Raw genomic sequence first — 22,648 nt, 5'->3', positions numbered from 1 at the left:
TTTGCGACACTGAGGGCATGAGCGACGGCGCCCAGCCCTACGTGCACCAGTCCGAGGGCGCGGAGGTCGACGAGGTCAAGGAGCGTCTTCGACGCTCGATCCGCGACACCCGCAACGCGCGCTCGCAGCGTCGGCGCGAGGAGTGTGCGGCCGCGTTCGCGCAGGTCGTCGAGCAGGAGCCCGTGGTGGCGGCGGCGCGCTGCGTGTCCGTCTACGCGTCGCGGCCCAGCGAGCCGGGCACGGCCGCGCTGCTCGAGCGGCTCGCCGCGCGCGGCGTGCGCGTCCTGCTGCCCGTGCTGGGGTCCGGGCTCCAGCGCGACTGGGCCGAGTACCGCGGCCCGGACGACCTCCGGGAGCGCGCACCCGGTCGGCCACCCGAGCCCGGCGGTCCAACCCTCGGGACGGCGGCCATCGCCGAGGCCGACGTGATCGTCGCCCCGGCGCTCGCCGTCGACACCGACGGGACCCGGCTCGGGCAGGGCGGCGGCTGGTACGACCGGGCGCTGGTCGAGGCGCGCTCCGACGTGCCGGTGGTCGTGCTCGTGTATCCCGAGGAGCTGTACGACGCCTCGACGCGGCCGCTCCCGCGCGAGGCGCACGACCGGCGGGTGGATGCGGTCGCGACGACGAAGGAGTGGCGCTGGCTGCGCTGACGTCGCACGGCGTCGCCGGGGAATCGCGTGGCGGCCGGAGCCGTTAGCATTGGCACTCGGACCATGCGAGTGCCAGGCCGTCGACGGCGGCCCGGCGAGACGTCATCAGGAGTACCGGTGCCCACCTACGCCTACGCGTGCACGGCTTGCGGCCACGCCTTCGAGATCCACCAGTCGTTCACCGACGACGCCCTGACGGTCTGCCCCGAGTGCGAGGGTCGGCTGCGCAAGGTGTTCTCGGCCGTCGGCGTCGTGTTCAAGGGGTCGGGCTTCTACCGGAACGACGCTCGCGCGGGGTCCGGGGCCAAGCGGTCCGGGACGGCGGGGTCGTCGTCCGGCTCCGGGTCGTCCGCCACTGCGGGGTCGGGCTCGTCCGACTCCGGGTCGGGCGGGTCGTCGGCCCCTGCGTCGTCGAGCTCGTCGTCCGGCGGCTCGACGTCGGGCTCCTCGGCGTCCGGCTCGTCGACCGCTGCGGCGTCGAAGCCGGCCGCGTCCGCCTGACACGGGCCGCGCCCGCGTGATGTCGCGCCGCGTCCGCGCGATGTCGGGCCGCGTCCGCGGGACGCCGGACGCGTCCGCGGGACGTCACGGCGCGTCGTCCGGAGGACGGACGCGCGTCGTTCCGACGCGGACGCTGCGCGCCTCGCGCCCCGGCGAGCCGCCCACAGGCCCGTGACGAGCACGCGCCTCCACTGACGCGTCCCCTGCCGCCGATCGGCGGGCCGACGCGCTCCTAGCGTCGTCGCATGTCGTCGCACTCCGCCGCCGGGTCGGTGCCCCCGTACCCAGGCGTCTCGTCCGCCGCCACCGCCGACGCGCTCCGGCCACGCGGGTTCGCTCGATCACCGCGTCCCCGCGGCCCCTACCCGCGCGCCCCGCTCCCGCGCTCGCTGCGCTGGCGCAGCCTCGTCTGGCGGGGACGCTTCGTGGTCGTCGCAGCCTGCGTCGGCGTCGCGGCGTCGGCCGCGCTGCACGTCGCCGCGCCACCGCCCACCCGCACCGTGCCGGTGGTCGTCACGGCGCACGCCGTCCAGGCCGGTGCGGCGCTCGAACGGTCCGACGTGCGGGTCGCCCGCGTCCCGCCGGAGCTCGCGCCCACGGGTGCCGCCACCGCGGTGTCGGGTGTCGCGGGCGCGACCGTGGCGGTACCGCTCGAGGGCGGCACTCCGCTGGTGGCGGGTGTCCTGGCTCCGCGCGACGTGCACGGGCCGGCCGGCACGGTCGTCGCGGCGGTCCGGTTCGCCGACCCGGCGGCTGCTCGGCTCCTCTCCGCCGGGATGCGGGTGGACGTGGTCGCCGCGACGGCGGAGGGCGCGACGGGCCGGACCGTCGCACGCCGCGCACTGGTGCTGCCGACGCCCGCCGAGGCGGTCCGCTCGCGCACCGGCAGCGGCGGCCTGCTCGGGGGTGGCGGCGGCGACGGCGAGATGCCGCCCGTGCTGCTCGCGGTGCAGCCCGACGAGGCCACGAGCGTCGCGGGTGCGTCCGCGTCCGCATTGCTGTCCGCGATCGTCGTGCCATGATCGACGGACTCGCCCGACCCCCGACCTCGCAGGAGGCAGCGTGACCGAGCCGAGCCCGTCTCCCCACCGCCACGCGGCAGGTCTCCAGGACCGCGCGACCGCCGGGGTCAAGGGCCTCGCCAAGGTCGGCGCGGGGTTCAAGGAGTTCATCTCGCGAGGCAACGCGGTCGAGCTCGCGGTCGGCGTCGTGATCGGCGCCGCGTTCGGGGCCGTGGTGAAGTCCCTGCAGGACAACGTCATCAGCCCGCTGATCGGCTGGATCTTCGGCAAGCCGAACCTCGACAACCTGTGGGACATCGGGCCGTACTCCTGGTACGCCGGAGAGCCGGGGAAGCCGGAGACCGCGCCGCAGCCGATCCACGTCGGCGCGATCCTCAGCGCGCTGCTGCAGTTCCTGCTCACCGCCGCGGCGATCTACTTCCTGATCGTGCTGCCGCTCAACGCGCTCGCGAAGCGGCGCAAGCGCGGCGTCGAGGAGGAGCCGCAGGCGCCGGCGGAGGACATCCTGCTGCTGCAGGAGATCCGCGACCTGCTCGCCGACCGGCTGAGCCCGGCCGTGGCGAACGACACGGCACCGGGCTCGGCGGCCGCCGGGCCGCCGACGACTCCGCCAGCGGCGTCCCCGCCTCCCGAGCGCTGACGTCGGCGTCGCCCACCGGCGGGCGGCCGGTGGCGCCGAGCCGTCCCGTCCCGGCCCGGCCGGCCCGGGTGGGACGATGGGCGCGTGACGACGGAATCCGGTGGACGACGGCGCGGACCGCGCCGGGCCGTGCGCGCGCCGGGGCCCGTCGGCGGCGACAGCCGCGCGCTGCTCAGCCGGCTGCCGGCTCTCCCGCGCGGGCAGGCGTCGACGGCGGACGCGCAGGACGCCGCACCTTCGCCGAGCACCGAGCCCGAGCCGCCCGTCGCGTTCCGCAGCAAGGACGACTCGGACGTCGGGTGGGGCTCACGCTCCGACGACTCGAACGACGACCGGCTCGAGCGGGACAAGCCGCCGCACTGGTGAGCCTGCGGGTGGCCGGCCTGGCCGGCGAGCCCGTCAGGACAGCGCGCGGGAGATCGCCGAGCGGACCGCCGTGTCGACGCGGTGCGAGCGCCGGGTGATGCCGAGCTCGTCGCGCAGCGCCGACGCGAGCTCGTCGCGCGAGCGGTCCTGGCCGTCGGACCGGAGCCACGCCACGAGGTCGTCGAGCTGGTCGTCGCTGTACGCGCCGATCGGCAGACCCTTGCGGACGTCCGGCCGCCGCGACGTCGGCACCGGGAGCACGAGCTGCAGAGCGCGCTCCGAGGGCGCTGCCTCGGTCGCGGTCGGCTCGCCCGGCTCGGCGGCAGCGGCTGGCGCGTCGGTGGCGTCGTCCGCGTCGGGCTCCGCGTCGGGCTCGCCCGCGCTCGCAGTGCCGGGCGCCGTCGCGAGCGCGTCGGTCGTTCCGTCCTCCGCAGCGACGTCGTCGCCGTGCACGACCGCCGAGTCCGACGGGATCTCGAGCGGCGTGCTCGCCGCCGGTTCGTCGGTCGCCGCCATCGGAACGTCGTCGGAAGGCGTCGACTCACTCGGCGGGACGGTGCCGAGCGCCACCCCGGCGTCGGCCGGCTCACCCGCGCCGCTCGAGCCGGCGTCGGCCTCGGCGGACGGGAGCTCGTCGCCCTCGTCGTTCGCGTCGACCGGCTCCGGAACGCCGAGCTCGACCGGCCCGGAGCGCGGCACGGCCGGCGCGGGGACGCGGGCGTGGACAGAGCGGCGGATGCGGTCGACCTCGGCCTGCGGGTCGAGGAACGCGGCGGCGGACCACACACGCAGCACCGACCACCCGAGCCGCTCGAGGCGGTCGGCGGTCAGCCGGTCCCGGACCCGCACGCTCGGCTCGTCGACGTAGGCGGCGTCGTCCGTCAGCACCGCGACGAGCAGCTCGCCGGGCACGTCGGGGTGTCCCACCACGAGCGGGATGCGGTCGCCGCCGGGGATGCCGTGGTCGAGCTCGACCGTCAGGCCGTGGTGCCAGAGCCGCTCGGCCAGGTCGATCAGCAGGCGGTCCGTGTCGGTGGCGCCGGCGTCGGCCGGGCGCGCATCGGCGTCGGCCGGGCGCGCGTCGGCCGGACCGTCGACGACGAGCGAGGCGACGAGCTCCTCCCCCGACGCGCCCGCGCCGCGGCGGTCGGCGAACGCGAGCAGGTCGCGCAGCAGACGAGGGCCGGGACCGCGCAGCCGCTCGGGGTCGAGGTCAGCGGCGGCGAAGCTCGAGACGACGACCAGGCGGTGGCGCGTCGCGCCGAGGGCGTCGAGCAGCAGCGCGTCGCCGCCCGGCTCCGAGACGGGCCCGAACGTGTGGAGCACGCGGCGGTGCGGCGTCCGGCCGAGGCCGAGCGACAGGACCACGGCCTCGCGGCGCAGACCTGCCACGCCGGCGAGGTCGGTGACGACGAACGGCTCGGGCTGGCCGGCGTCGAAGAACGCGGCGAGCGCGGGGTTGCCGCGGACCTCGGAGAGGACGGCCTCGCGCACGGCGTCGGCGTGCAGCGGCGACGCCGTGACGACGGCGAGCGACTCGTCGGGTCGCATCAGCGCGTGGTCGAGCACGAGCTCGAGGACGTGGTCGACCTCGTCGCGCGGCGCCTCGACGACGCCGGTGTGGCGGTCCGGCATGCCGGTGCCCTCGACGAGGTCGAGCCGGACGAGCGGGCGGTGCACCGGCAGCGGCGTCGCGCGCAGCACGTCGCCGTACCCGTGCGCCCCGAGGAACGCCGTGAGGTACGGGTCGCGCCGCGAGGCGTCGGCCGTCACGGAGACCGTCGGCAGCACCTCGGAGAGCGAACCGAGCGCCGAGCCGGACGCGCACCGCGCGTCGCCGACGACGACCACCTGGCGGCCCCGCGCGAGCGCGGGCAGCGCGACCTCGAGCGGCAGGTGCGCCGCGGAGTCGAGGACCACGAGGTCGACCGTCCGCGCGGCGGGCAGCACCTGCGGCACGAGCATCGGGCTCGCGACGATCACCGGCCGGAGGCGGCGGGCGACGTCGGGGTAGCGGTCGAAGGTGTCGCGCAGCGTCGTCAGCCGCTCCTCGACGAGCTCGCCGAACAGCGCCTCGGCCTGCTCGCGGTGCCGCCGCAGCGCGGTCGAGACGTGCTGGGCGACCGCCAGGCGCACCGGGCCGGCGAGGCTCGCGACGTGCGCGCGGTCGAGGTCGGCGTACCGGCGGGACAGCTCGCCGAGCGCGGCGCCGTCGTAGCCCGCGAGCGCGGGGTCCGTCATCAGCACCTGCTCGAACACCGTGCTCCACCACGCGAGGTCGAGCTCGGCTGCTGCGACCTTGGGGTCGACGCGGCGCTGTGCGAGGTCGTCGACCAGAGCTCCGAGCCCCGCGGACCGCAGGCGGTGCACCAGGCCGGTGCGCGCGGGCAGCGTGTCGAGCGCGTCGGTGTCCGCGCGCAGGCGGGTGAGCCGCCCGACCAGCGCCGTCAGCGGCATCGCCGTCAGGCCGCCGCCCGACGGTGTCGTCGCGAGCACCTCCTCGAGCGCGTCGAGGTCGAGCCGCACCGCGGCGTACTCGTCCTCGAGGTGCTCGAGCCCCTCGGGCAGGCGCGGCCAGCCGCCCGACGGGCACTGCGCCTGCCACGCCTCGCGCTGGCGCTGCACCTCGAGCAGGCCCGCGTGCAGGTCGGCGATCGGCCGGCCGGGGCGCTGCATGTCGTGCGCCTGCTTGCGCAGGCGGCGTCGCAGCCAGAAGCCCATCTCGATGCCGCGCTGCTCGCGCCACTGCGGCGAGGCGGTCGCGGCGACGAGGTCGGCGGCGGTCCGCTCGAACACGACGGGCAGGAACGCGTCGAGCGCGCCGCGCACGCCGTCGAGCAGGTCGAGCTGGGCGCGCCACGCGTCGAGCGTCGTGGCCTGGACCAGCCCCGTCTCGGCGGCGACCTCGGCGGTGCGCGCGAAGAGCGACGGCAGCGAGTCGTCGAGCAGGCGCGCAAGCCGCAGTCGCACGACCTCAGCGTCGGCGGGCGTGCGCAGGTCGGCGCCGTACCAGGGCGTGTCCGACGGGCGCACCGAGAAGGCGCCGAGCTCGCCCGCGGCGACGAGGTCGTTGGCGAGCGACGACCGGCGCGGCTCGTCGAGCACGCGCGCGACCTCGGGCGTGAGGCGGACGGTGGTGCGCGGCGTCGGGCGCGCCGAGGTCAGCCGGGCCAGCTGCTGCAGCGCGTCGTACGCCGACACGCCCCACGGCGCGCGCGGCGCGTGCAGGCCGTCGACGTACCCGGCGAGCCGCTCGCGATGGGCGGCGAGCGACTCGCGCAGCGCGAGGATCCCCGCGACGTCGATCTGCGGCGGCTCGGCCGTCATCGCGCCGAGCAGCCGGCGCGACGCGTGCGCGCGCCAGCCCGTGTCGGGCGCGACGTCGAGCAGCAGGTCGCCGAGGCCGAGCCGGTCGAGGCGGCGGCCCAGCTCGACGGCCGCGCGACGGTGGCCGGGCACGTACAGCACGGTGCGGCCCGACGCGGCGGCGTCGGCGACGATCGCGGCGACCGTCCCGGTGACGTCCGCGCCGGCGGGCGCGTCGACGAACGTGTGGGCGCCCGACGCGACGACGTCGATGACGTGCTGCTGCGCGGGGTCGAGGTCGCCGACGCCGCGCTCCATGCCGGGGTCGCGGTCACCCGTCACCGGCGCGGGCAGCGGGCGCAGCAGCCGCTCGCGCTCCTCCTCGACGCCCGCGAGCGCGGCCACGACCTCGTGCCGGTCGAGCGTGCCGGCGAGCGCGTCGAGGTCGTCGACGAGCGCCTGGCCCGGGTGCACGAACGCGCCCACCACGACGCGCTCGGTGAGCGTGAAGTCGTCGAGCACGGCCTCGCCGAGCGACGCGAGCCGGTCCAGCGCGGCCTGCGGGTCGAACCCGCCCGACGCGAACGTGCCGCGCGCGACGGCCCCCGGGTCGAGCAGCGCGCCGCGTGACCGCAGCGCCCGCGCGAGCACGGGGTTGACCTCGAGCGTCGGCTCGAGCGCGAGCTCGTAGTCGCTCTCGCCCGAGCCACGGGGACGCAGCGTGACGGGCCGCAGCAGCACGGGCGCGCGGACGGTGCGCGGCGCGGGCGCCTCGGGCGTGCCGACCGCGTCGTCGGCGGCGTCGTCCGCGGTGCCGTCGGGAGCGGTCGACGGCCGCGCGGGGGCGCGCCGCGTCACCGACGCGAGCGCCGCGACGTCGTCACCCGCGAGCTCGGGGCGGATCGTCTCGGTCCACGTGGCGACGCCGATGGCGAGCGCGGTCGGCGCGAACCCGAACCGCTGCGCCGACACGGCCGCGCGCGCGGAGACGGCACGTGCCCGGCGGCGCGCGGTCGACAGCGCACCGCCCTCACGCACGAGGTTCGAGAGCCGCGTCTCACGGCCGGCGTACAGCTGCGCCATGCCGGAGGGGTGCGCGGCGGACAGGTCGAGCGCGGCGTCGCCGAGCAGCTCGACGTCGGCGAGCGTCGAGCCGCCGGCCGCCTCGACCAGGGACGCGCGCCACGTGGCGATCGCGCCTTCGACGAGCTCGTCGGCGCTCGGCGGCTCCACGAGGACGACGCCGGAGTCCTGCGTCGAGGGGGCGTCGTCGTCGGGAGCCTCGTCGGTTCCCGAGCCAGGGGTGCGCACGGGGACAGTCACGCTCGAACGCTAACCGCGGCGTCCGCCGGGGCCGGGTTGCCGCGCCGGGCGCGGCGCGGGTGAGGTCGCGCCGCGGCGCGGGGGGGCTGGCCGGTCGCGGGGGCCGGCCGGTCGCGCGCCGTCACGGCGCCGGTCGCACGCGTCACGCACGTCCCGCCGGAGAACGCGAAGGGCGGGACCGCGTGGGTCCCGCCCTTCGGACGTGAGAACGGTGTGCACCGCGCAGGGGGCAGGCGATGCACACCGTCGAGTGGAAGTCTGGGGCATCGGTGGCGTCCTGGTCAAACGTCCAGACGAACCCGGTGGGTGAAACCTCAACGACGCTGCCGAGGGGTCGAAGGCCGTGGCTCGAGGCAACCTGCGGGGCGCCCCGAGGGTGGCTCGAGGCAACTGGCGCGGCCTGCAGGGACGCCGCCGGGGCCCATTGTCGTTGCCGCCGCGCCGCCGGCCGCCGAGCATGGCGACCATGTCCTCACGCCGACGCGCCGACATGTTCACCCAGGACGGCAGGCCGTCCGACGAGGACCCGCGCGAGCACGGCCCGCGGCTCGGCGACGAGCGCACCACCCTGGCGTGGTCGCTGCGCCGCCAGCGCCTCACCCTCGAGCTCAAGTGCGCCGGCCTCGACGCCGAGCAGCTCGCGAGGCGCGCCGTCGAGCCGTCGACGCTGTCGCTGCTCGGTCTCGTGCGGCACCTCGCCGAGATGGAGCGCGGGCTGTTCCGGGGGCTGCTGTCCGGCCGCGACGCGTCCCGCCTGTACACGTCGCCCGAGAGCCCCGACGGCGACTTCGACGGCGCCGTGGCCGACGACGACGTGGTCGCCGAGGCGTGGGCGACGTGGCGCGCCGAGGTCGAGTTCGCCGAGCGCTTCGTCGCCGAGGCCCCGAGCCTCGACGCCACGGCGGACGACCCGCTCAACGAGCACGGCAGCGGCGGCGGCGGCATCTCGCTGCGCGAGGCGATCGTCGGGCAGATCGAGGAGTACGCGCGCCACCTGGGGCACGCCGACCTGCTGCGCGAACGCATCGACGGCCGGCTCGGCCAGTGACGCGCCCGCGCCGCTGACGGCGCACCGGGCGCAACCCGGACGAGCCCGGCGGGCGGGGCCGACGGCACCCCCACGGTTCACCAACGCTTCGCCCGCCCGATGCCCCCGTGATGCCCGCCGGCACCGCGCACGTCGCCGACGGCCGTCACGCTCGCCTCGTTCGGCGCTCCCGCGCTCGACCCGTTCTCGCAGGTGAGCGGCCCGACCGGCCGCCGCCGGCGACGACGAGCCCCCCGTGCCGAGAAGAGCGTCCTCCCCCGATGGCCACCGTGCTCGAGTCCCCTGCGGACCTGCCGCCGTCCCCCGGCGGGCCTCCCGACGCGGACGTGCCGCGCCGGCTCGGCACGCGCCGCGCGCCTGCCGACCGAGCGTTCCGCGGCGTGCTGCGGGGCGGCGGCATCAGCGTGCTGGCGATCATGTCGTTCGTCGGCATCTTCCTGCTGGCGCGGGCGTGGCAGGCGCTGCGGGTCGCGGGGCCGAGCTTCCTGACGACGCAGGACTGGGAGCCGGACTCGCACCACTTCGGCATCGCGGCCGTGATCGTCGGGACGCTGCTGATCGCGACGGTCGCGGTGTCGTTCGCGCTCCCGCTGTCGCTGGGCACCGCGCTCTACATCTCCGAGTACGCGCCGGCCCGGCTGCGGCGTGCGCTCGTCACGCTCGTCGACCTGATGGCCGCGGTGCCGTCGGTGGTCTTCGGCCTCTGGGGCTTCTTCTTCCTGCAGGGGCACCTGACGGACGTCGCGCGGTGGCTGTCGACCGTCTTCGCGTGGTTCCCGCCGCTCGCGGTGCAGGGCACCGACCCGCGCGACCCTCTGTCGACCGTCACCGTCTACACGTCGTCGACGTTCGTCGCCGGCCTCGTGGTCTCGCTGATGATCACGCCGATCATGACGTCGATCATGCGCGAGGTCTTCATGCAGGCGCCGGTCGGCGAGCGCGAGGGTGCGCTGGCGCTGGGCTCGACGCGCTGGGGCATGATCCGCTCGGTCGTCCTGCCGTACGGCGCGGGCGGCATCATCGGCGGCACGATGCTCGGCCTGGGCCGCGCGCTCGGCGAGACCATCGCGGTCTACATGATCATCTCGCCGGTCTTCCAGGTGCAGTGGCACGTCCTGCAGAACGGCACGAACTCCGTCTCCTCGCTCATCGCGCTGCGGTACGGCGAGGCCTCGACGTTCGGCATGTCGGCGCTGATGGCGGCCGGCCTGACGCTGTTCCTGCTCACGCTGGTCGTGAACTTCGCGGCGTCGAGCATCGCCGCGCGGTCGCGCTCGGGCCAGGGGACCTGACGATGACGACCCTCGCCTCCCGCCCGTCGGGCGCCGCACCGGCCGATCACGCGCCCGCTGCGCCGCCCGCGAGTGCCGCCGACGAGCCCGCCACCCCGGCCCGCACCCACCGGCCCGCGCCCGCACCCGACCCGGCCCCCGAACGGCGCCGACAGCTCGGCGGCGCGCGCATCAGCGACGCGCTGGCGCTCGTCGGCTCCGGCGTCGCGGCGCTGTCGCTCACCGCCGTCATCGCCACGCAGCTCGCGCCGGTGCAGGGCGTCGTGGCGTGCGTCGCGATCGCGACGGTGCTGTTCCTCGTCGTCTACGCGACGGTCGTCTCGCTCGACGCGGACGCGCCCGCGGTGCGCGACCGGGTCGTCATGGTCGTGGTGCACGGCCTCGCGTTCGTCGTCATGGCGACGCTCGTCTTCATCGTGACGTTCACCTTCGGGCGCGGGCTGCGGGCGCTGCTGCACGCCAACTTCTTCACGCAGGACATGGCGCTCGCGGGGCCGCTCGACCCGTTGACGACCGGGGGTGTGGCGCACGCGATCGTCGGCAGCCTCATCCAGATCTCGCTCGCGCTCGCCATCACGATCCCGCTCGGGCTCGCGACCGCCGTCTTCCTCACCGAGGTGCCTGGCCGCTTCTCGCGGCTCGTGCGGACGGTCGTCGAGGCGATGACCGCGCTCCCGTCGATCGTCGCCGGCCTCTTCGTCTACGCGACCGCGATCCTCACGTTCGGCCTCGACAAGTCGGGCCTCGCGGCGTCGATGGCCATCAGCATCATGATGCTGCCGATCATGATCCGCTCCGCGGACGTGGTGCTGCGGCTCGTGCCCGGGACGCTCAAGGAGGCGTCGTACGGGCTCGGCTCGGGCCAGTGGCGCACGGTCTGGAAGGTCGTGCTGCCGACCGCGCGCTCCGGCCTGACGACCGCCGTCATCCTGGCGACTGCCCGCGGCATCGGCGAGACCTCGCCCGTGCTGCTGACGTCCGGCTTCACCGCGGCGTTCAACGCGAACCCGCTGCACGGCCCGATGGTGAGCCTGCCGCTCGCCATCTTCCAGTTCGTGAAGTCGCCCGAGCCGTCGATGATCGCGCGCGGCTTCGGCACGGCCGCGGTGCTGATGATGATCGTCGTCCTGCTGTTCGTGCTGGCGCGCGTCATCGGCGCGCAGGACGCGGCCGCGCGCGCCCGCCGGGCCGACCTGTACGCGCGGGTGCTCGACGGGATCCGCGTGCGGCCGCGCGCCCTCTCCGAGCTCGAGCCCACCGGCGACGCCACCGTCGACCCGGTGCTCGCCCGCTACGCCGTCAGCGGCGAGCTGCCCTCCGAGGCGCCGACCGCGCCCGGCGCCCCCGACTCCCCCACCGAGGAGCACCCGTGACCCGCACCCGTCGCCTCGTCGCGAGCGCCATCGCCCTCGCCGGGCTCCTCGCGGCGACGCTCGCCGCGGCGCCCGCGCAGGCAGCGTCCAGCTACGTGCCGATCAACGGCGCCGGCTCGTCGTGGAGCTCGAACGCGATCGACCAGTGGCGCCGCAACGTGCAGCAGTACGGCATGCGCGTCAACTACGCGAGCACGGGCTCGTCGGACGGCCGCAACCAGTTCAAGGCGGGCACGGTCGACTTCGCGAGCACCGAGATCCCGTACGGCATCACGGACGGCGGCGTGCTCGACACGCTCCCGACGCGCGGCTTCGCGTACATGCCGATCGTGGCCGGCGGCACCGCGTTCATGTACAACCTGCAGGTCGGCGGGCGGCGCGTCACGAACCTGCGGCTGTCGGGCGACGTGCTGACGAAGATCTTCACGGGCGTCATCACGATGTGGAACGACCCCACGATCGCCCAGGACAACCCCGGGCTCGCGCTGCCGCCGCGCAAGATCGTTCCGGTCGTCCGGTCCGACGGCTCGGGGTCGACCGCGCAGTTCACCACGTGGATGGCGCACGAGCACCAGGGCGACTGGGACGCGTACTGCCGCAAGGCCGGGCGGTCGACGCCGTGCGGCACGACGTCGCAGTTCCCGACCGTCGCGGGCAAGGGCTTCGTGTCGCAGCCGAACTCGCAGGGCGTCGCCGGGTACGTGGCGCAGACCGCCAACGTCGGCACGATCACCTACGTCGAGTACTCGTACGCGCTGAAGACGGGCTACCCGGTCGCGAAGATCCTCAACGCCGCGGGCTACTACGCCGAGCCCACCGCGTCGAACGTCGCCGTCGCGCTGCTCTCGGCCCGGATCAACACCGACAAGTCCTCGGCGGCGTACCTGACGCAGGACCTGACGCGCGTCTACACGAGCACCGACCCGCGGGTGTACCCGCTCTCGTCGTACAGCTATGTGGTCGTGCCGACCGACAACGCCGACGGGTTCACCGACGCGAAGGGCCGGACGCTCGGCGCGTTCGCGTACTACTTCCTCTGCGAGGGCCAGCAGCAGGCGCCCGTGCTCGGGTACTCGCCGCTGCCGATCAACCTCGTGCAGGCAGGACTCGACCAGGTGCGCCGCATCCCTGGCGTGCAGGCGCAGTCCGTCGACATCAAGGGCTGCCACAACCCGACGTTCTCGTCCGACGGCACGAACACCCTGGCCAAGAACGCCCCGCAGCCGTCGCCGTGCGACAAGCTCGGCGCGACGCAGTGCTCGACCGGGACCGGCGGTGCGAAGGGCACGACCACCCCGGTCGGCGGCGGGTCGAAGGGCTCGGGCGGCAAGGGCTCGGGCGCGGCGGGTGGCGGCACGGGGACCGGGACCGGCTCGGGCGGCACCGGCGGCGGCATCGGCGGCGCGGGCACCGGCGCGGCCGGGTCCGGCGGAGGCACCGGCGGTGCGCTCGGCGCTGACGGCTCGGGCGGCGGCACCGGCGCGGGCACTGGCACGGGCGTCGTCGCGGCGAACTACGGCGGCGGCCCGGTCGCGTGCGAGGCCGACACCGGCGTGTGCCAGAACGTCGTGGCCGAGCCGGTGCAGACGGGCGCGCACGCGACGCCGGCCGGTCAGTCGCTCGCCATGGCGCTGGGCGTCGGGCTGCTGCTGCTCCTGGTCGCCGGCCCGCCGCTCGTGGCGCGCGTCCGCAAGGGGGCCGGCGCGTGAGGGCGCGGGCGCTGCACCGCGTCGGCTCGGGCCTCGCGGTCGGAGGGCTGGCGCTCACGCTGCTCTCGGGCGTGCTGGCGGTCGCCGCCTCGGCCGACGCGGGTGACGGGCTCGGCGATCCCCGCGCGACGGACGCCGCGACCACCCTGGCCACGGACGACCCGACGACGGAGCCCACCACCGACCCGACGACGGCCCCCACGACGGAACCGACGGCCCCCGCCGGCGACCCCGGTCCCACGGCGAGCCCCACGGACGGCCCGACCCCCACCCCCGACCCGACACCGACCCCGGTGCTCCCGTCCGACTTCCCCACCACGTCGTCGACGCAGACGCAGGCGTGGGTCGACCCCCAGCTCGTCGCGGGCCACGACGCGACCGACCCCGGCTACGGCGCCCTGCGCGGGCTCACGGTGACGGTGAACCAGACGAAGGACATCACCAACCAGGGCGTCACCATCGCGTGGAGCGGTGCGCCCGCGACGTCGCACGGCCGGTTCGCGGCGAACTACCTGCAGGTCATGCAGTGCTGGGGCGACCCCGCGACGGGCCCGACGGCCGAGCAGTGCCAGTGGGGCGCCCCGCCGTCCGGGCTCTCGGGCCTGCTCGGCGACCGCGTCGGCGGCCGCACGCTGCGGCCCGGCGAGGACCCGCAGCAGGCGTACGACGCGGCGCACCTCGTGCCGCCGCCGCTGACGAACCCGAACCTCAAGGCGTACGCGGTCCCGTTCCGCGCGGTCGACGGAACCACCGTCTGGGACACGTCGCCGTACTTCACGTCGGCCACGACGAACGAGATCACGGCGACCCGCACGGGCGACGACGGCACGGGAACGGCGGTGTTCACGACGAACACCACGCTCGAGGCGCCCCAGCTCGGCTGCGGCGACCGGCTGGCGAACGGCACCGGACGCTCGTGCTGGCTCGTGGTGGTGCCCCGCACGGCCGTCGACGCCGACGGCACGCCCGTCGAGCAGACGCCGGACGGCGCGCTCTCGGGCTCGCCGCTCTCGGCCACCGCGTGGCGCGACCGGCTCGTGTTCCGGCTCGACTTCCAGCCCGTCGGCTCGTCGTGCCGCATCGGCGCCGACGAGCGGCGCGTGGTCGGCCACGAGCTCGTCTCCGACGCGATCACGTCCTGGCAGCCCGCGCTGTGCGCGACGGGCACCACGTACGGGTTCTCGCAGATCGGCGACGACGAGGCACGCGGCGAGATCACGAGCGACCAGCTCGGCGCGGCGCACCTGGGCTTCGTGCAGCGCCCGCTCGACGCGACGGCGGGCAAGGAGGCCGGTGTCGTGTACGCGCCCGTCGTGCAGTCGGCGATCGTCGTCGCCTACAACATCGAGACGAACGACGCGCTCGGCACGAAGGGCGCCGCGGCGAACGGCACGCCCGTCACGGACCTGACCCTGAACGCACGGCTGCTCGCGAAGCTGCTGACGCAGTCGTACCGCGCCGACGTGCCGGGTGGCGGCGGCAAGGCGCTCACCAAGAACCCGCGCTCGATCGTCACGGACCCGGAGTTCGTCGAGCTCAACCCGTCGTTCGCGGACTTCGTGCCGACCGCGGGTCCCGACGGGCTGCTCGTCGCGCTGGGTTCGTCGGACGCAGCGGCGCAGGTCTGGTCGTGGATCAAGGCCGACCCGTTCGCCGCGGCGTTCCTGCGCGGCGAGCCCGACGAGTACGGCATGGTGCTCAACCCCGCCTACCGCGCGCTCGACATCGCCCACGACGCCGAGATCGACTCCTACCCCAAGGCCGACCTGTCGACGTACCGCCAGGACGAGACCGTGCCCGACCCGGGTTACGGCACGCTCGACCTGCGCCCGTACATGAACGACATGAACGAGGGCGCGATGCGGGCGCAGCGCGCCGACGCGGGCGGCAAGGTCGTCTGGGACGTGACGAAGCTGCCGCCGGGCTTCACCTCGTCGGGCGCGCAGCTGCCGGGCCAGCGGTTCGAGCTCGCGCTCACCGACGCCTCGGCCGCCGCGCGGTTCGGCCTGCGGACGGCCGCGCTGGTGAACAACGCGGGCCAGGCCGTCGCGCCCAGCGCCGCGTCGATCGGCGCCGCCGTCGCCGCGATGCCGCAGTCGTCGAGCGCCCCGGGCGTGCGCGTGCCCGACGCGAACGCGCGCGTGCTCGGCGCGTACCCGCTCGCGACGGTCAGCTACGTCGCGATCGCGGTCTGCCGCGCCGACGCCGACGAGCTCAAGGACGACGCGGGCCTGCTGCGGGTCGCGGCCGGCACGGGACAGGTGCCGGGCGACGCGCAGGGCCGGCTCCCCCGCGGGTACGTGCCGCTCTCGGCGGCCGACGCGGCCAGGACCCGGTCGGTCGCGGCGTCCCTCACGTCGAGAGCGACGCACACCACGCTGTGCGGCGCGGACCCGACGACGGCCCCGACGGGCGGCACGGGCACCGGCGGCTCGGGCGACGGCGACGGCGACGGCAGCCCAGCGGGCGGCTCGCTGGGCTCCGGAGGCGGTGGCGCGCTCCCGCCGGCCGACGCCGACACCGGCTCGGGCTCGGGCGGCGGCTCCGGTGCGCCACCCGCGGCTGCGGCTCCCGAGGTCGATCCGCGCGTGACGCCCGCGGCGGTCACCGCCATGCGCGCGGGCCTCGCCGGGTCGCTGGCGCTCGGGCTGCCCGCGTGCGTCGCGGGCCCGCTGCTCATGCGCCGCGCGCGGCTGCTCGAAGCGCGGGGACTGTAGCCCGTACGGGCGGTTCTCGCCTGCGCGTCGCCCAACGTTCGCCCAGGTGAACGCGGTGTTTCCACGCTGGACGCCCGACCAGGACCGGGTGTTCGCCCGCCGTCCCTAGCGTCCGATCGTCGCCGCCGAGCGGTGGCGCTCGCGGACCCGCGAACCTCGGACCTCAGGAGAGGAACCCCCTTCATGAAGGTGAACGCCTTCACGCGCATCGCGCTCTGCGCGGGCGCGTCGGCGCTCGCGATCGGCGCGCTCGCGCTGCCCGCCAGCGCGGACCCGGCACCGGGCACGTTCGGCACGCTCGTCGGCCTCGGCTCCGACACCACGCAGGACGTCGTCAACGCGATCGCCGCGGCGGTCCCGAACCACCTCATCGCGTCGTACGACGCGACGAAGCCGGACTCCTCGGTCGTCACGCGCTCGGGCGGCACGGGTGTCGCGCGCGCCAACGGCTCGGGCGCGGGCCGCGACCTGCTGCGCGCCGCCATCGGTCAGACGACGTCGGCGAACGTCGCGACGTTCGCGGGCGGGACCGTCGCCGTCACGACGGCGGACGCGTTCGGCAAGATCGACTTCGCGCGCTCGTCGGGCGGCCCGGGTGCCGCGGACGTCCGCCCGGACGGCGTGCTCACCTACGTCCCGTTCGCCGTCGACGCGGTGACCTACGCCGTCGCACCGAACAGCGTGCTGCCGCACGACCTGACGAAGGCCGACATCACCGCCATCTACCAGGGCGTGTACGACCGCGTGCAGGTCGTCGGCGGCGTCTCGACGCTGCTGCACCCGGCGGACACCGCGGCCGGCGGCGCGCGTGTCGTGCCGATCACCACGTTCATCCCGCAGGCCGGCTCGGGCACGCGCTCGTTCTGGCTCGGTCAGCTCGGCATCACCGAGACCCAGATCTCGAGCGGCACGTACCCGAACATCAAGGACCACGACTTCACGAACGCGCTGGTCGAGGAGCACCACGGCAACGCGCTCGTCAGCGGCACCGACGACCAGGACGCGGGCGCGATCGCCCCGTTCTCGGCCGGTCAGTGGATCGCGCAGGGCAACGGCCTCGTCACCGACAACCGCCACGGCGCGCTCCTCGGCGCGACCAACGGCACCGAGCCCGTGCAGGGCACGGCCGGCTCGTACGCGCTGAACTCGGCGTACAACGCGTTCACGCGCCCGGTCTACAACATCGTGCCGTCGCGCCTGGCGGACGACCCGACGTCGAACATCGCGAAGGCGTTCGTCGGCCAGACGTCCGAGGTCTGCCAGCAGACCTCGGTCATCACCGAGTACGGGTTCGGCCTGCTCACCGGCGCGGTCAAGTGCGGCGACACGCAGACCCGTGCCTACCAGGCGGCTCCGTCGAGCACGACCGTCGCTCTCGGCACGCTCCCGGCCGCGACCGTCGGCCAGCCCGCCACGCTGACGGCGGCGCTGACGAACGTCAGCCTGGGCGGCGGCACGGTCACGTTCGCCAAGGTCGCGGGCGGCACGGCGACGACGCTCGCCACGGTGACCGTCGCAGCGAACGCGACGTCGGCCTCGGCCAGCTGGACGCCGTCAGCCACCGGCACGTCCGACGTCGTGGCCTACTTCGTCCCGGCGCTGCTCGGCGTCGGCGCGCCCGACCCGACGGCGTCGAAGCCGCTCACGGTCTCCGCGGTCCCGGCCGTGTCGTCCTCGACGAAGGTCGCGGCCTCGGCCAAGCCGGTCGTCGGCAAGTCGTTCACGCTGACGGCCACGGTGACGGCGGCCACGTACGGCGCCGGCAAGGTCGCGTTCTACGACGGCAGCAAGCTGCTCGGCTCGGCCACGTTCTCGACGAGCACCCACAGGGCCGCTCTCGCCGTGAAGGCCACCAAGACGAGCTACGCGGTCAAGGCCGTCTACCTGCCGACGACGACCGCGGTCGTCAAGGGCAGCACGAGCGCGGTCGTGAAGGTCGCGGTCGCGAAGGCCAAGGCGTCGGTCAAGCTCACCGGCCTCACGACGGTGAAGCACACCAAGCACGCGTCGGTGACCGTGACCGTCAGCGCCACGGGCGTCACGCCGACCGGCAAGGTCGTCGTGAAGGACGGCAAGAAGACCATCGCCACGCACACGCTCAGCAGGGGCAAGGCGACGATCAAGCTCCCGCTCCTCAAGACGGGCAGCCACAAGATCGTCGTGACGTACACCGGCTCGTCGACGGTCGCCCCCGCGACCTCGGCGGCCAAGACCCTCAAGGTCACGCGCTGACCTCGGGCACACCCCGGGCGGGGGGTCGTCGCGCGGCTCGCGCGGCGGCCTCCCGCCCTCCCGCATCCGAAGGACGTTCATGACGACGACCGCCCCCGTGCCGGCCCCTGTGCTCGCACTGCCGAGCCCGGACGCCGCGCTCCCGCACCTCGAGGCCTCGGCCCGCGCCCGCGTGCTCGGCTCGGCGCTCGCCGCCGCCGGCGCTCTGCTCCTCGGCCTGGTGCTGCAGGCCGTCGTCGTCTCGCCGCTGCACGAGTCCCGCGACCAGCACGTGCGGTACGACCAGCTCCGCTCGGCGCTCGCCAACGGCACCGCACCGGTCGGCCAGATCTCCGCCGACGACGCGCTGCTGCCGACCGGCACACCCGTCGCGATCCTGCGCGTCCCCGCGCTGCACCTCGACGCCGTCGTGTCCGAGGGCACCACGTCGCAGGCGCTGCTCTCGGGGCCCGGCCACCGCCGCGACACCCCGCTACCCGGCCAGTCCGGCGCCAGCGTCGTGATGGGCCGGCAGTCGACGTTCGGCGGACCGTTCGCGCACCTCGACCGGCTGACGACCGGCGCGACGATCACGACCGTCACGGGTCAGGGCACCGCGGTCTACCGCGTGACCGGCGTCCGCCGCAGCGGCTCGGCTCTCCCCGCCGTGCTCGCGCCGGGCGCGGGCCGGCTGACGCTCGTCAGCGCGACCGGCACGCGCTTCCTGCCGTCCGACGTCGTCCGCGTCGACGCGCAGCTCGTCTCCGACCCGTTCGTCACGCCGCGGGCCGTCGTGTCCGCCCCCGAGCTCGCCGCGTCGGAGCGCGCCTTCGCGGGCGACCCCGACGCCTGGCCGTGGCTCGTCATCGCGCTCGCCGGACTCGTGCTCGTGGCGCTCGCCGCCGCGTTCCTGCGCGGCTGGTGGGGGCGCTGGCAGACGTGGCTGACGTGCGGGCCGGCGCTCCTGCTGCTCGGGCTGCTCGCCGGGCAGCAGGTGTTCGTCCTGCTGCCGAACCTGCTGTGAGTCCTGGCGGCAGCCTGCCGTTCACCTTCCGTCCATCCCCGCACGAGAGGGTTCGTCCGTGACGACCACCCTGCCCGACGACGTCCGCCCCGGGTCCGGCGCCTCCGCGGCGCTCGGCGACACCGCGGTGCTGCCCGCGGTCGACGACACCGCGGTCCTCGAGCCGGTTGCCGGCGCCCCCGCCGCTCTCGGCTCGCTCGCCGGCCCGGTCCCGGCCACGCCGTCGACGCCCAGCACGCTCGAGGCGCGCGCCGTCTCCGCCTGGTTCGGCTCGCACAAGGTGCTCGACCGCGTCTCGCTCACGATGCCCGCGGGGCAGGTCACCGCGCTGATCGGGCCGTCCGGCTGCGGCAAGTCGACGTTCCTGCGCATCCTCAACCGGATGCACGAGCTCGTCCCGTCAGCCGCGCTCGCGGGCTCGGTGCTGCTCGACGGCGCCGACATCTACGACGCCTCGCGCCGCGTGACCGACGCCCGCCGCCGCATCGGCATGGTGTTCCAGAAGCCGAACCCGTTCCCCGCGATGTCGATCGCCGAGAACGTCACGTCCGGCCTCGCGCTCACGGGCGTGAAGGTGTCGAAGGGCGAGCGCGAGCAGATCGTCGAGTCAGCGCTCACGCGCGCGGGCCTCTGGAAGGAGGTCAAGGACCGGCTGCGCGCGCCCGGCGGCGGGCTGTCCGGCGGCCAGCAGCAGCGCCTCTGCATCGCGCGCTCGCTCGCGGTCCGGCCGCGCGTGCTCCTGATGGACGAGCCCTGCTCGGCCCTCGACCCGACCTCGACGCGACGCATCGAGGAGACGATCGGCGAGCTGTCGCAGGAGGTGACGATCGTGATCGTCACGCACAACATGCAGCAGGCCGCGCGCGTCTCGCAGCAGTGCGCGTTCTTCCTCGCGGAGGCCGGGACGCCCGGCGCGATCGTCGAGCACGGCGACACCGAGGCGATGTTCTCCCAGCCGAGCGACCCGCGGACGCACGACTACGTGAACGGACGGTTCGGCTGACCCGGTCGGCGCACCTTTCTGACCTCGGCAAATGCCTCTCGACCCGCGTCCGAGCTCCCGTCACAACCGACCCAGCAGAAACTTCTGTCCCAGGGGTATCGCGCCGACCCCAGCAGATCGACCACAATCGGACAGCCGAAACACTCAGGTCGAGGCCCGCGGCAACCGATGTCAGAGGGTCGGCGTCACAGCAATCGTCGCCGGCGTCGATCTGCTCTGGAGTGATGCCCCGTGCGCGTACCCCTCGCCGCCGCCCGTATCCGAGACCTCCGCCGCGCCGCCGCGCCGGGCGCGCTGCGCGTCGGTGGCGTCGCGCTCGCCGCGGCCGTCGCGCTGACGGTCGTCGTCCCCGCCGCCCAGGCCGCGGACGCGCCCGCGCCGACACCGACGCAGAGCACGAGCCCGGAGCCGACGCCGTCGCCGACCCCGGACCCGACGCCGACACCGACGCCCACGCCGACGCCGACCCCCACCCCGACGCCGACGCCCACCCCCACGACTCCCCCGGTCGTCACGCCGCCGCGCACCCCGCAGTACGGCACGAACCTGACGACCACGACGACCGCGGGCGGCACGAAGCTCGCGCTGCCGCTGGTCGCCGGGAAGTTCTCGATCAGCTCCTGGTACGGCGCGCGCTGCATCCCCGCCGTGGGCGCGTCGACGTTCCACTACGGCCTCGACATGTCGGCGCCTGACGGCACGGCGATCTACGCGCTCGCGTCGGGCACGGTCGCCTACGCGGTCAACCCGCGGAACGGCTCGGCCGGCTACGTGACGATCCGCAGCGTCGTCGACGGCCAGACCGTGTACATCGCGTACCTGCACATGTGGCAGGCGACCAAGTGGGTGCGTGTCGGCCAGACGATCAAGATCGGCCAGCGGATCGCCGACGTCGGCGCGTCCGGCCCGGCGAGCGGCCCCCACCTGCACCTCGAGGTCTGGAAGAACGCGTACTGGGGCTCCGGCTCGCCGCAGAACCCGGTGACGTGGCTGACCGCGCACGGGCTGCCGGTCACGACGCTCGCGTCCAAGATCAGCGCGCGCGCCACGCCGACGAGCTGCACCTACTACGCGACCGGGCGGCTGAACCTGCGCACCGGTCCCTCGACCGCGATGACGTCGATCAAGGTGCTGCCCGCGAACGCGAAGCTCATCAACAAGCCGGGCACGATGACGAACTCGTTCATCCCGGTGACGTACACGACGTCGACCGGCACGAAGCTGACCGGCTGGGTCCACTCCAGCTACATCCGGCAGTACAAGACGTTCAGCATCGGCAAGGCGACGTACCTGCGCACGCGGGCGGCGTCGTCGGCGTCCAAGATCGTGCACGTCAAGGTGAGCGCTCGGGTCACGTCGTTCGGGACGAAGTCCGGCAAGTGGCGGCACGTCGTCGTGCTCGGTCGCTCGGGCTGGGTGCCCGCCACGTCGGTGCGTTCCGGCCTGTGACGGCACCCCACGAGCCGCTCACTGCGGACGCCGTGCTGAACGCCAAGTTCCAGGCGACGAAGTTCCGCGAGGGCTACGACCAGGATGCCGTCGACGACTTCCTCGACCGCGTGGTGGCGACGCTCCGCGGTGACGCGGCCGTGCCGCTGACGGCCGCCGACATCGACGCGCAGCGGTTCCCCTCCACCAAGTTCCGCGAGGGGTACGACGTCGACGACGTCGACGACCTCATGGACCGGGTTCGCACCACGCTGGCGGGTGGCGGGGCTCCGGCGCCGTCAGCAGCGGGTGCGGCCGCGCCCCCGGCGGGGACGCTGCCGGTCGGCATGGTCGACGTGGGGCGGCGCGGTCTGTTCGGACGTCGCCCGCGCGGCTGACGACACCACGCGGGTCGTGTCGGTGGCACGGCCTACGGTCGGGGCATGAGGCTCGAGGTGCTCCCGGCGTTCGGCCGGTTCGAGGACTTCCGCGAGGTCGTCGGCGTCAAGAAGCCGGGCGGCGGCGGGTGCTGGTGCATGTCGTACCGGGACTCCCGGGTGCCGAACGACGAGCGCGCCGACTACATGCGCGGGCAGTGCGAGGTCGAGCCAGGCCCGGGAGTGCTCGCGTACGTCGACGGCGTGGTCGCGGGCTGGTGCTCGGTCGCGCCGCGCAGCACGTACCGACGCCTCATGCACTCGCGCACCATCCCGTTCCTCGACGACCGCGACGCGTGGAGCGCGGTGTGCTTCGTCGTCCGCGCCGGGTACCGCCGCCAGGGGCTGATGCACACGCTCCTGGCGGGCGCGGTCGAGCACGCGCGCGCGTCGGGCGCCGAGGTGGTCGAGGGCTACCCGGTCGACGTCGGCGCGGAGGGCAAGGTCGACGTCATCTCCGGGTACGTCGGGACGACGCGGCTCTTCGAGTCGGCGGGGTTCACGCGAGCCGGGGCGACCGCCGCGCACTCCGGAGGCCGCGAGCGCGTCGTCATGCGGCTGGAGCTCGGCCGAGGACGTCCCGCGGCCTGACGCG

General features: G+C 75.1%; 17 protein-coding genes. 16 read left to right on the top strand and 1 reads right to left on the bottom strand.

All coding sequences use genetic code 11. From position 1 onward, the window contains the following. Positions 1 to 17 precede the first annotated feature (17 nt). The 5 genes from QRT04_RS11375 (at position 18) to QRT04_RS11355 (ending at position 3,182) form a co-directional block, all read left to right on the top strand. Positions 18 to 653 carry a 5-formyltetrahydrofolate cyclo-ligase gene (locus QRT04_RS11375; protein ID WP_289455361.1) on the top strand — a complete coding sequence of 212 codons (636 nt, stop codon included), beginning with the start codon at positions 18 to 20 and terminating at the stop codon, positions 651 to 653. A gap of 117 nt (positions 654 to 770) precedes the next feature. Then, entirely contained in the window at positions 771 to 1,154 is a 384-nt protein-coding gene (locus QRT04_RS11370) for an FmdB family zinc ribbon protein (protein WP_289455360.1), read from the top strand. Positions 1,155 to 1,579: 425 nt separating this feature from the next. Further along, a complete protein-coding gene (locus QRT04_RS11365) occupies positions 1,580 to 2,176 on the top strand; it encodes an SAF domain-containing protein (RefSeq protein ID WP_289455359.1) in 597 nt (198 codons plus the stop codon). 40 nt (positions 2,177 to 2,216) lie between these two features. Further along, positions 2,217 to 2,816 (top strand): large conductance mechanosensitive channel protein MscL, encoded by a 600-nt coding sequence (mscL, locus tag QRT04_RS11360; protein WP_289455358.1) that lies wholly within the window; start codon positions 2,217 to 2,219, stop codon positions 2,814 to 2,816. A gap of 84 nt (positions 2,817 to 2,900) precedes the next feature. Beyond that, complete coding sequence (locus QRT04_RS11355) at positions 2,901 to 3,182, top strand: hypothetical protein (RefSeq protein ID WP_289455357.1); 282 nt, start codon at positions 2,901 to 2,903, stop codon at positions 3,180 to 3,182. Between the two features lie 33 nt (positions 3,183 to 3,215). Here the strand turns inward: QRT04_RS11355 and QRT04_RS11350 are convergent, their stop codons facing one another. Beyond that, complete coding sequence (locus tag QRT04_RS11350) at positions 3,216 to 7,811, bottom strand: hypothetical protein (RefSeq protein ID WP_289455356.1); 4,596 nt, start codon at positions 7,809 to 7,811, stop codon at positions 3,216 to 3,218. 466 nt (positions 7,812 to 8,277) lie between these two features. Between QRT04_RS11350 and QRT04_RS11345 the strand changes: the two genes are divergently transcribed. The 11 genes from QRT04_RS11345 (at position 8,278) to QRT04_RS11290 (ending at position 22,644) form a co-directional block, all read left to right on the top strand. Beyond that, positions 8,278 to 8,859 (top strand): DinB family protein, encoded by a 582-nt coding sequence (locus QRT04_RS11345; protein ID WP_289455355.1) that lies wholly within the window; start codon positions 8,278 to 8,280, stop codon positions 8,857 to 8,859. 260 nt (positions 8,860 to 9,119) lie between these two features. Then, positions 9,120 to 10,151: a phosphate ABC transporter permease subunit PstC gene (pstC, locus tag QRT04_RS11340; protein ID WP_289455354.1), complete on the top strand. Its 1,032-nt coding sequence runs from the start codon at positions 9,120 to 9,122 to the stop codon at positions 10,149 to 10,151. Between the two features lie 2 nt (positions 10,152 to 10,153). Then, a complete protein-coding gene (pstA, locus tag QRT04_RS11335) occupies positions 10,154 to 11,524 on the top strand; it encodes a phosphate ABC transporter permease PstA (protein WP_289455353.1) in 1,371 nt (456 codons plus the stop codon). Further along, positions 11,521 to 13,233, top strand: coding sequence for a phosphate ABC transporter substrate-binding protein PstS (gene pstS, locus QRT04_RS11330; protein WP_289455352.1), 1,713 nt, complete (start codon positions 11,521 to 11,523; stop codon positions 13,231 to 13,233). Before pstA ends, pstS begins: the two co-directional genes overlap by 4 nt. Continuing rightward, positions 13,230 to 15,950, top strand: coding sequence for a hypothetical protein (locus tag QRT04_RS11325; RefSeq protein ID WP_289455351.1), 2,721 nt, complete (start codon positions 13,230 to 13,232; stop codon positions 15,948 to 15,950). The genes pstS and QRT04_RS11325 overlap by 4 nt, the downstream gene beginning before the upstream one ends. 183 nt (positions 15,951 to 16,133) lie before the next feature. Further along, complete coding sequence (locus tag QRT04_RS11320) at positions 16,134 to 18,182, top strand: Ig-like domain repeat protein (protein ID WP_289455350.1); 2,049 nt, start codon at positions 16,134 to 16,136, stop codon at positions 18,180 to 18,182. 79 nt (positions 18,183 to 18,261) lie between these two features. Continuing rightward, positions 18,262 to 19,185, top strand: coding sequence for a sortase (locus QRT04_RS11315; RefSeq protein ID WP_289455349.1), 924 nt, complete (start codon positions 18,262 to 18,264; stop codon positions 19,183 to 19,185). 280 nt (positions 19,186 to 19,465) lie between these two features. After that, entirely contained in the window at positions 19,466 to 20,188 is a 723-nt protein-coding gene (locus tag QRT04_RS11310; RefSeq protein WP_289455775.1) for a phosphate ABC transporter ATP-binding protein, read from the top strand. 231 nt (positions 20,189 to 20,419) lie between these two features. Further along, positions 20,420 to 21,637 (top strand): M23 family metallopeptidase, encoded by a 1,218-nt coding sequence (locus tag QRT04_RS11305; RefSeq protein WP_289455348.1) that lies wholly within the window; start codon positions 20,420 to 20,422, stop codon positions 21,635 to 21,637. After that, a complete protein-coding gene (locus QRT04_RS11295) occupies positions 21,634 to 22,014 on the top strand; it encodes a DivIVA domain-containing protein (RefSeq protein ID WP_407653594.1) in 381 nt (126 codons plus the stop codon). Before QRT04_RS11305 ends, QRT04_RS11295 begins: the two co-directional genes overlap by 4 nt. A gap of 45 nt (positions 22,015 to 22,059) precedes the next feature. Next, a complete protein-coding gene (locus QRT04_RS11290; protein ID WP_289455347.1) occupies positions 22,060 to 22,644 on the top strand; it encodes a GNAT family N-acetyltransferase in 585 nt (194 codons plus the stop codon). The last annotated feature ends 4 nt before the right edge of the window (positions 22,645 to 22,648 follow it).

Origin of the sequence: Cellulomonas alba (assembly GCF_030362835.1) — a bacterium.
GTDB classification, from domain to species: domain Bacteria; phylum Actinomycetota; class Actinomycetes; order Actinomycetales; family Cellulomonadaceae; genus Cellulomonas; species Cellulomonas alba.
Note: the sequence above shows the minus strand (reverse complement) of the source record. Positions and strands in the feature narration are given on the sequence as shown.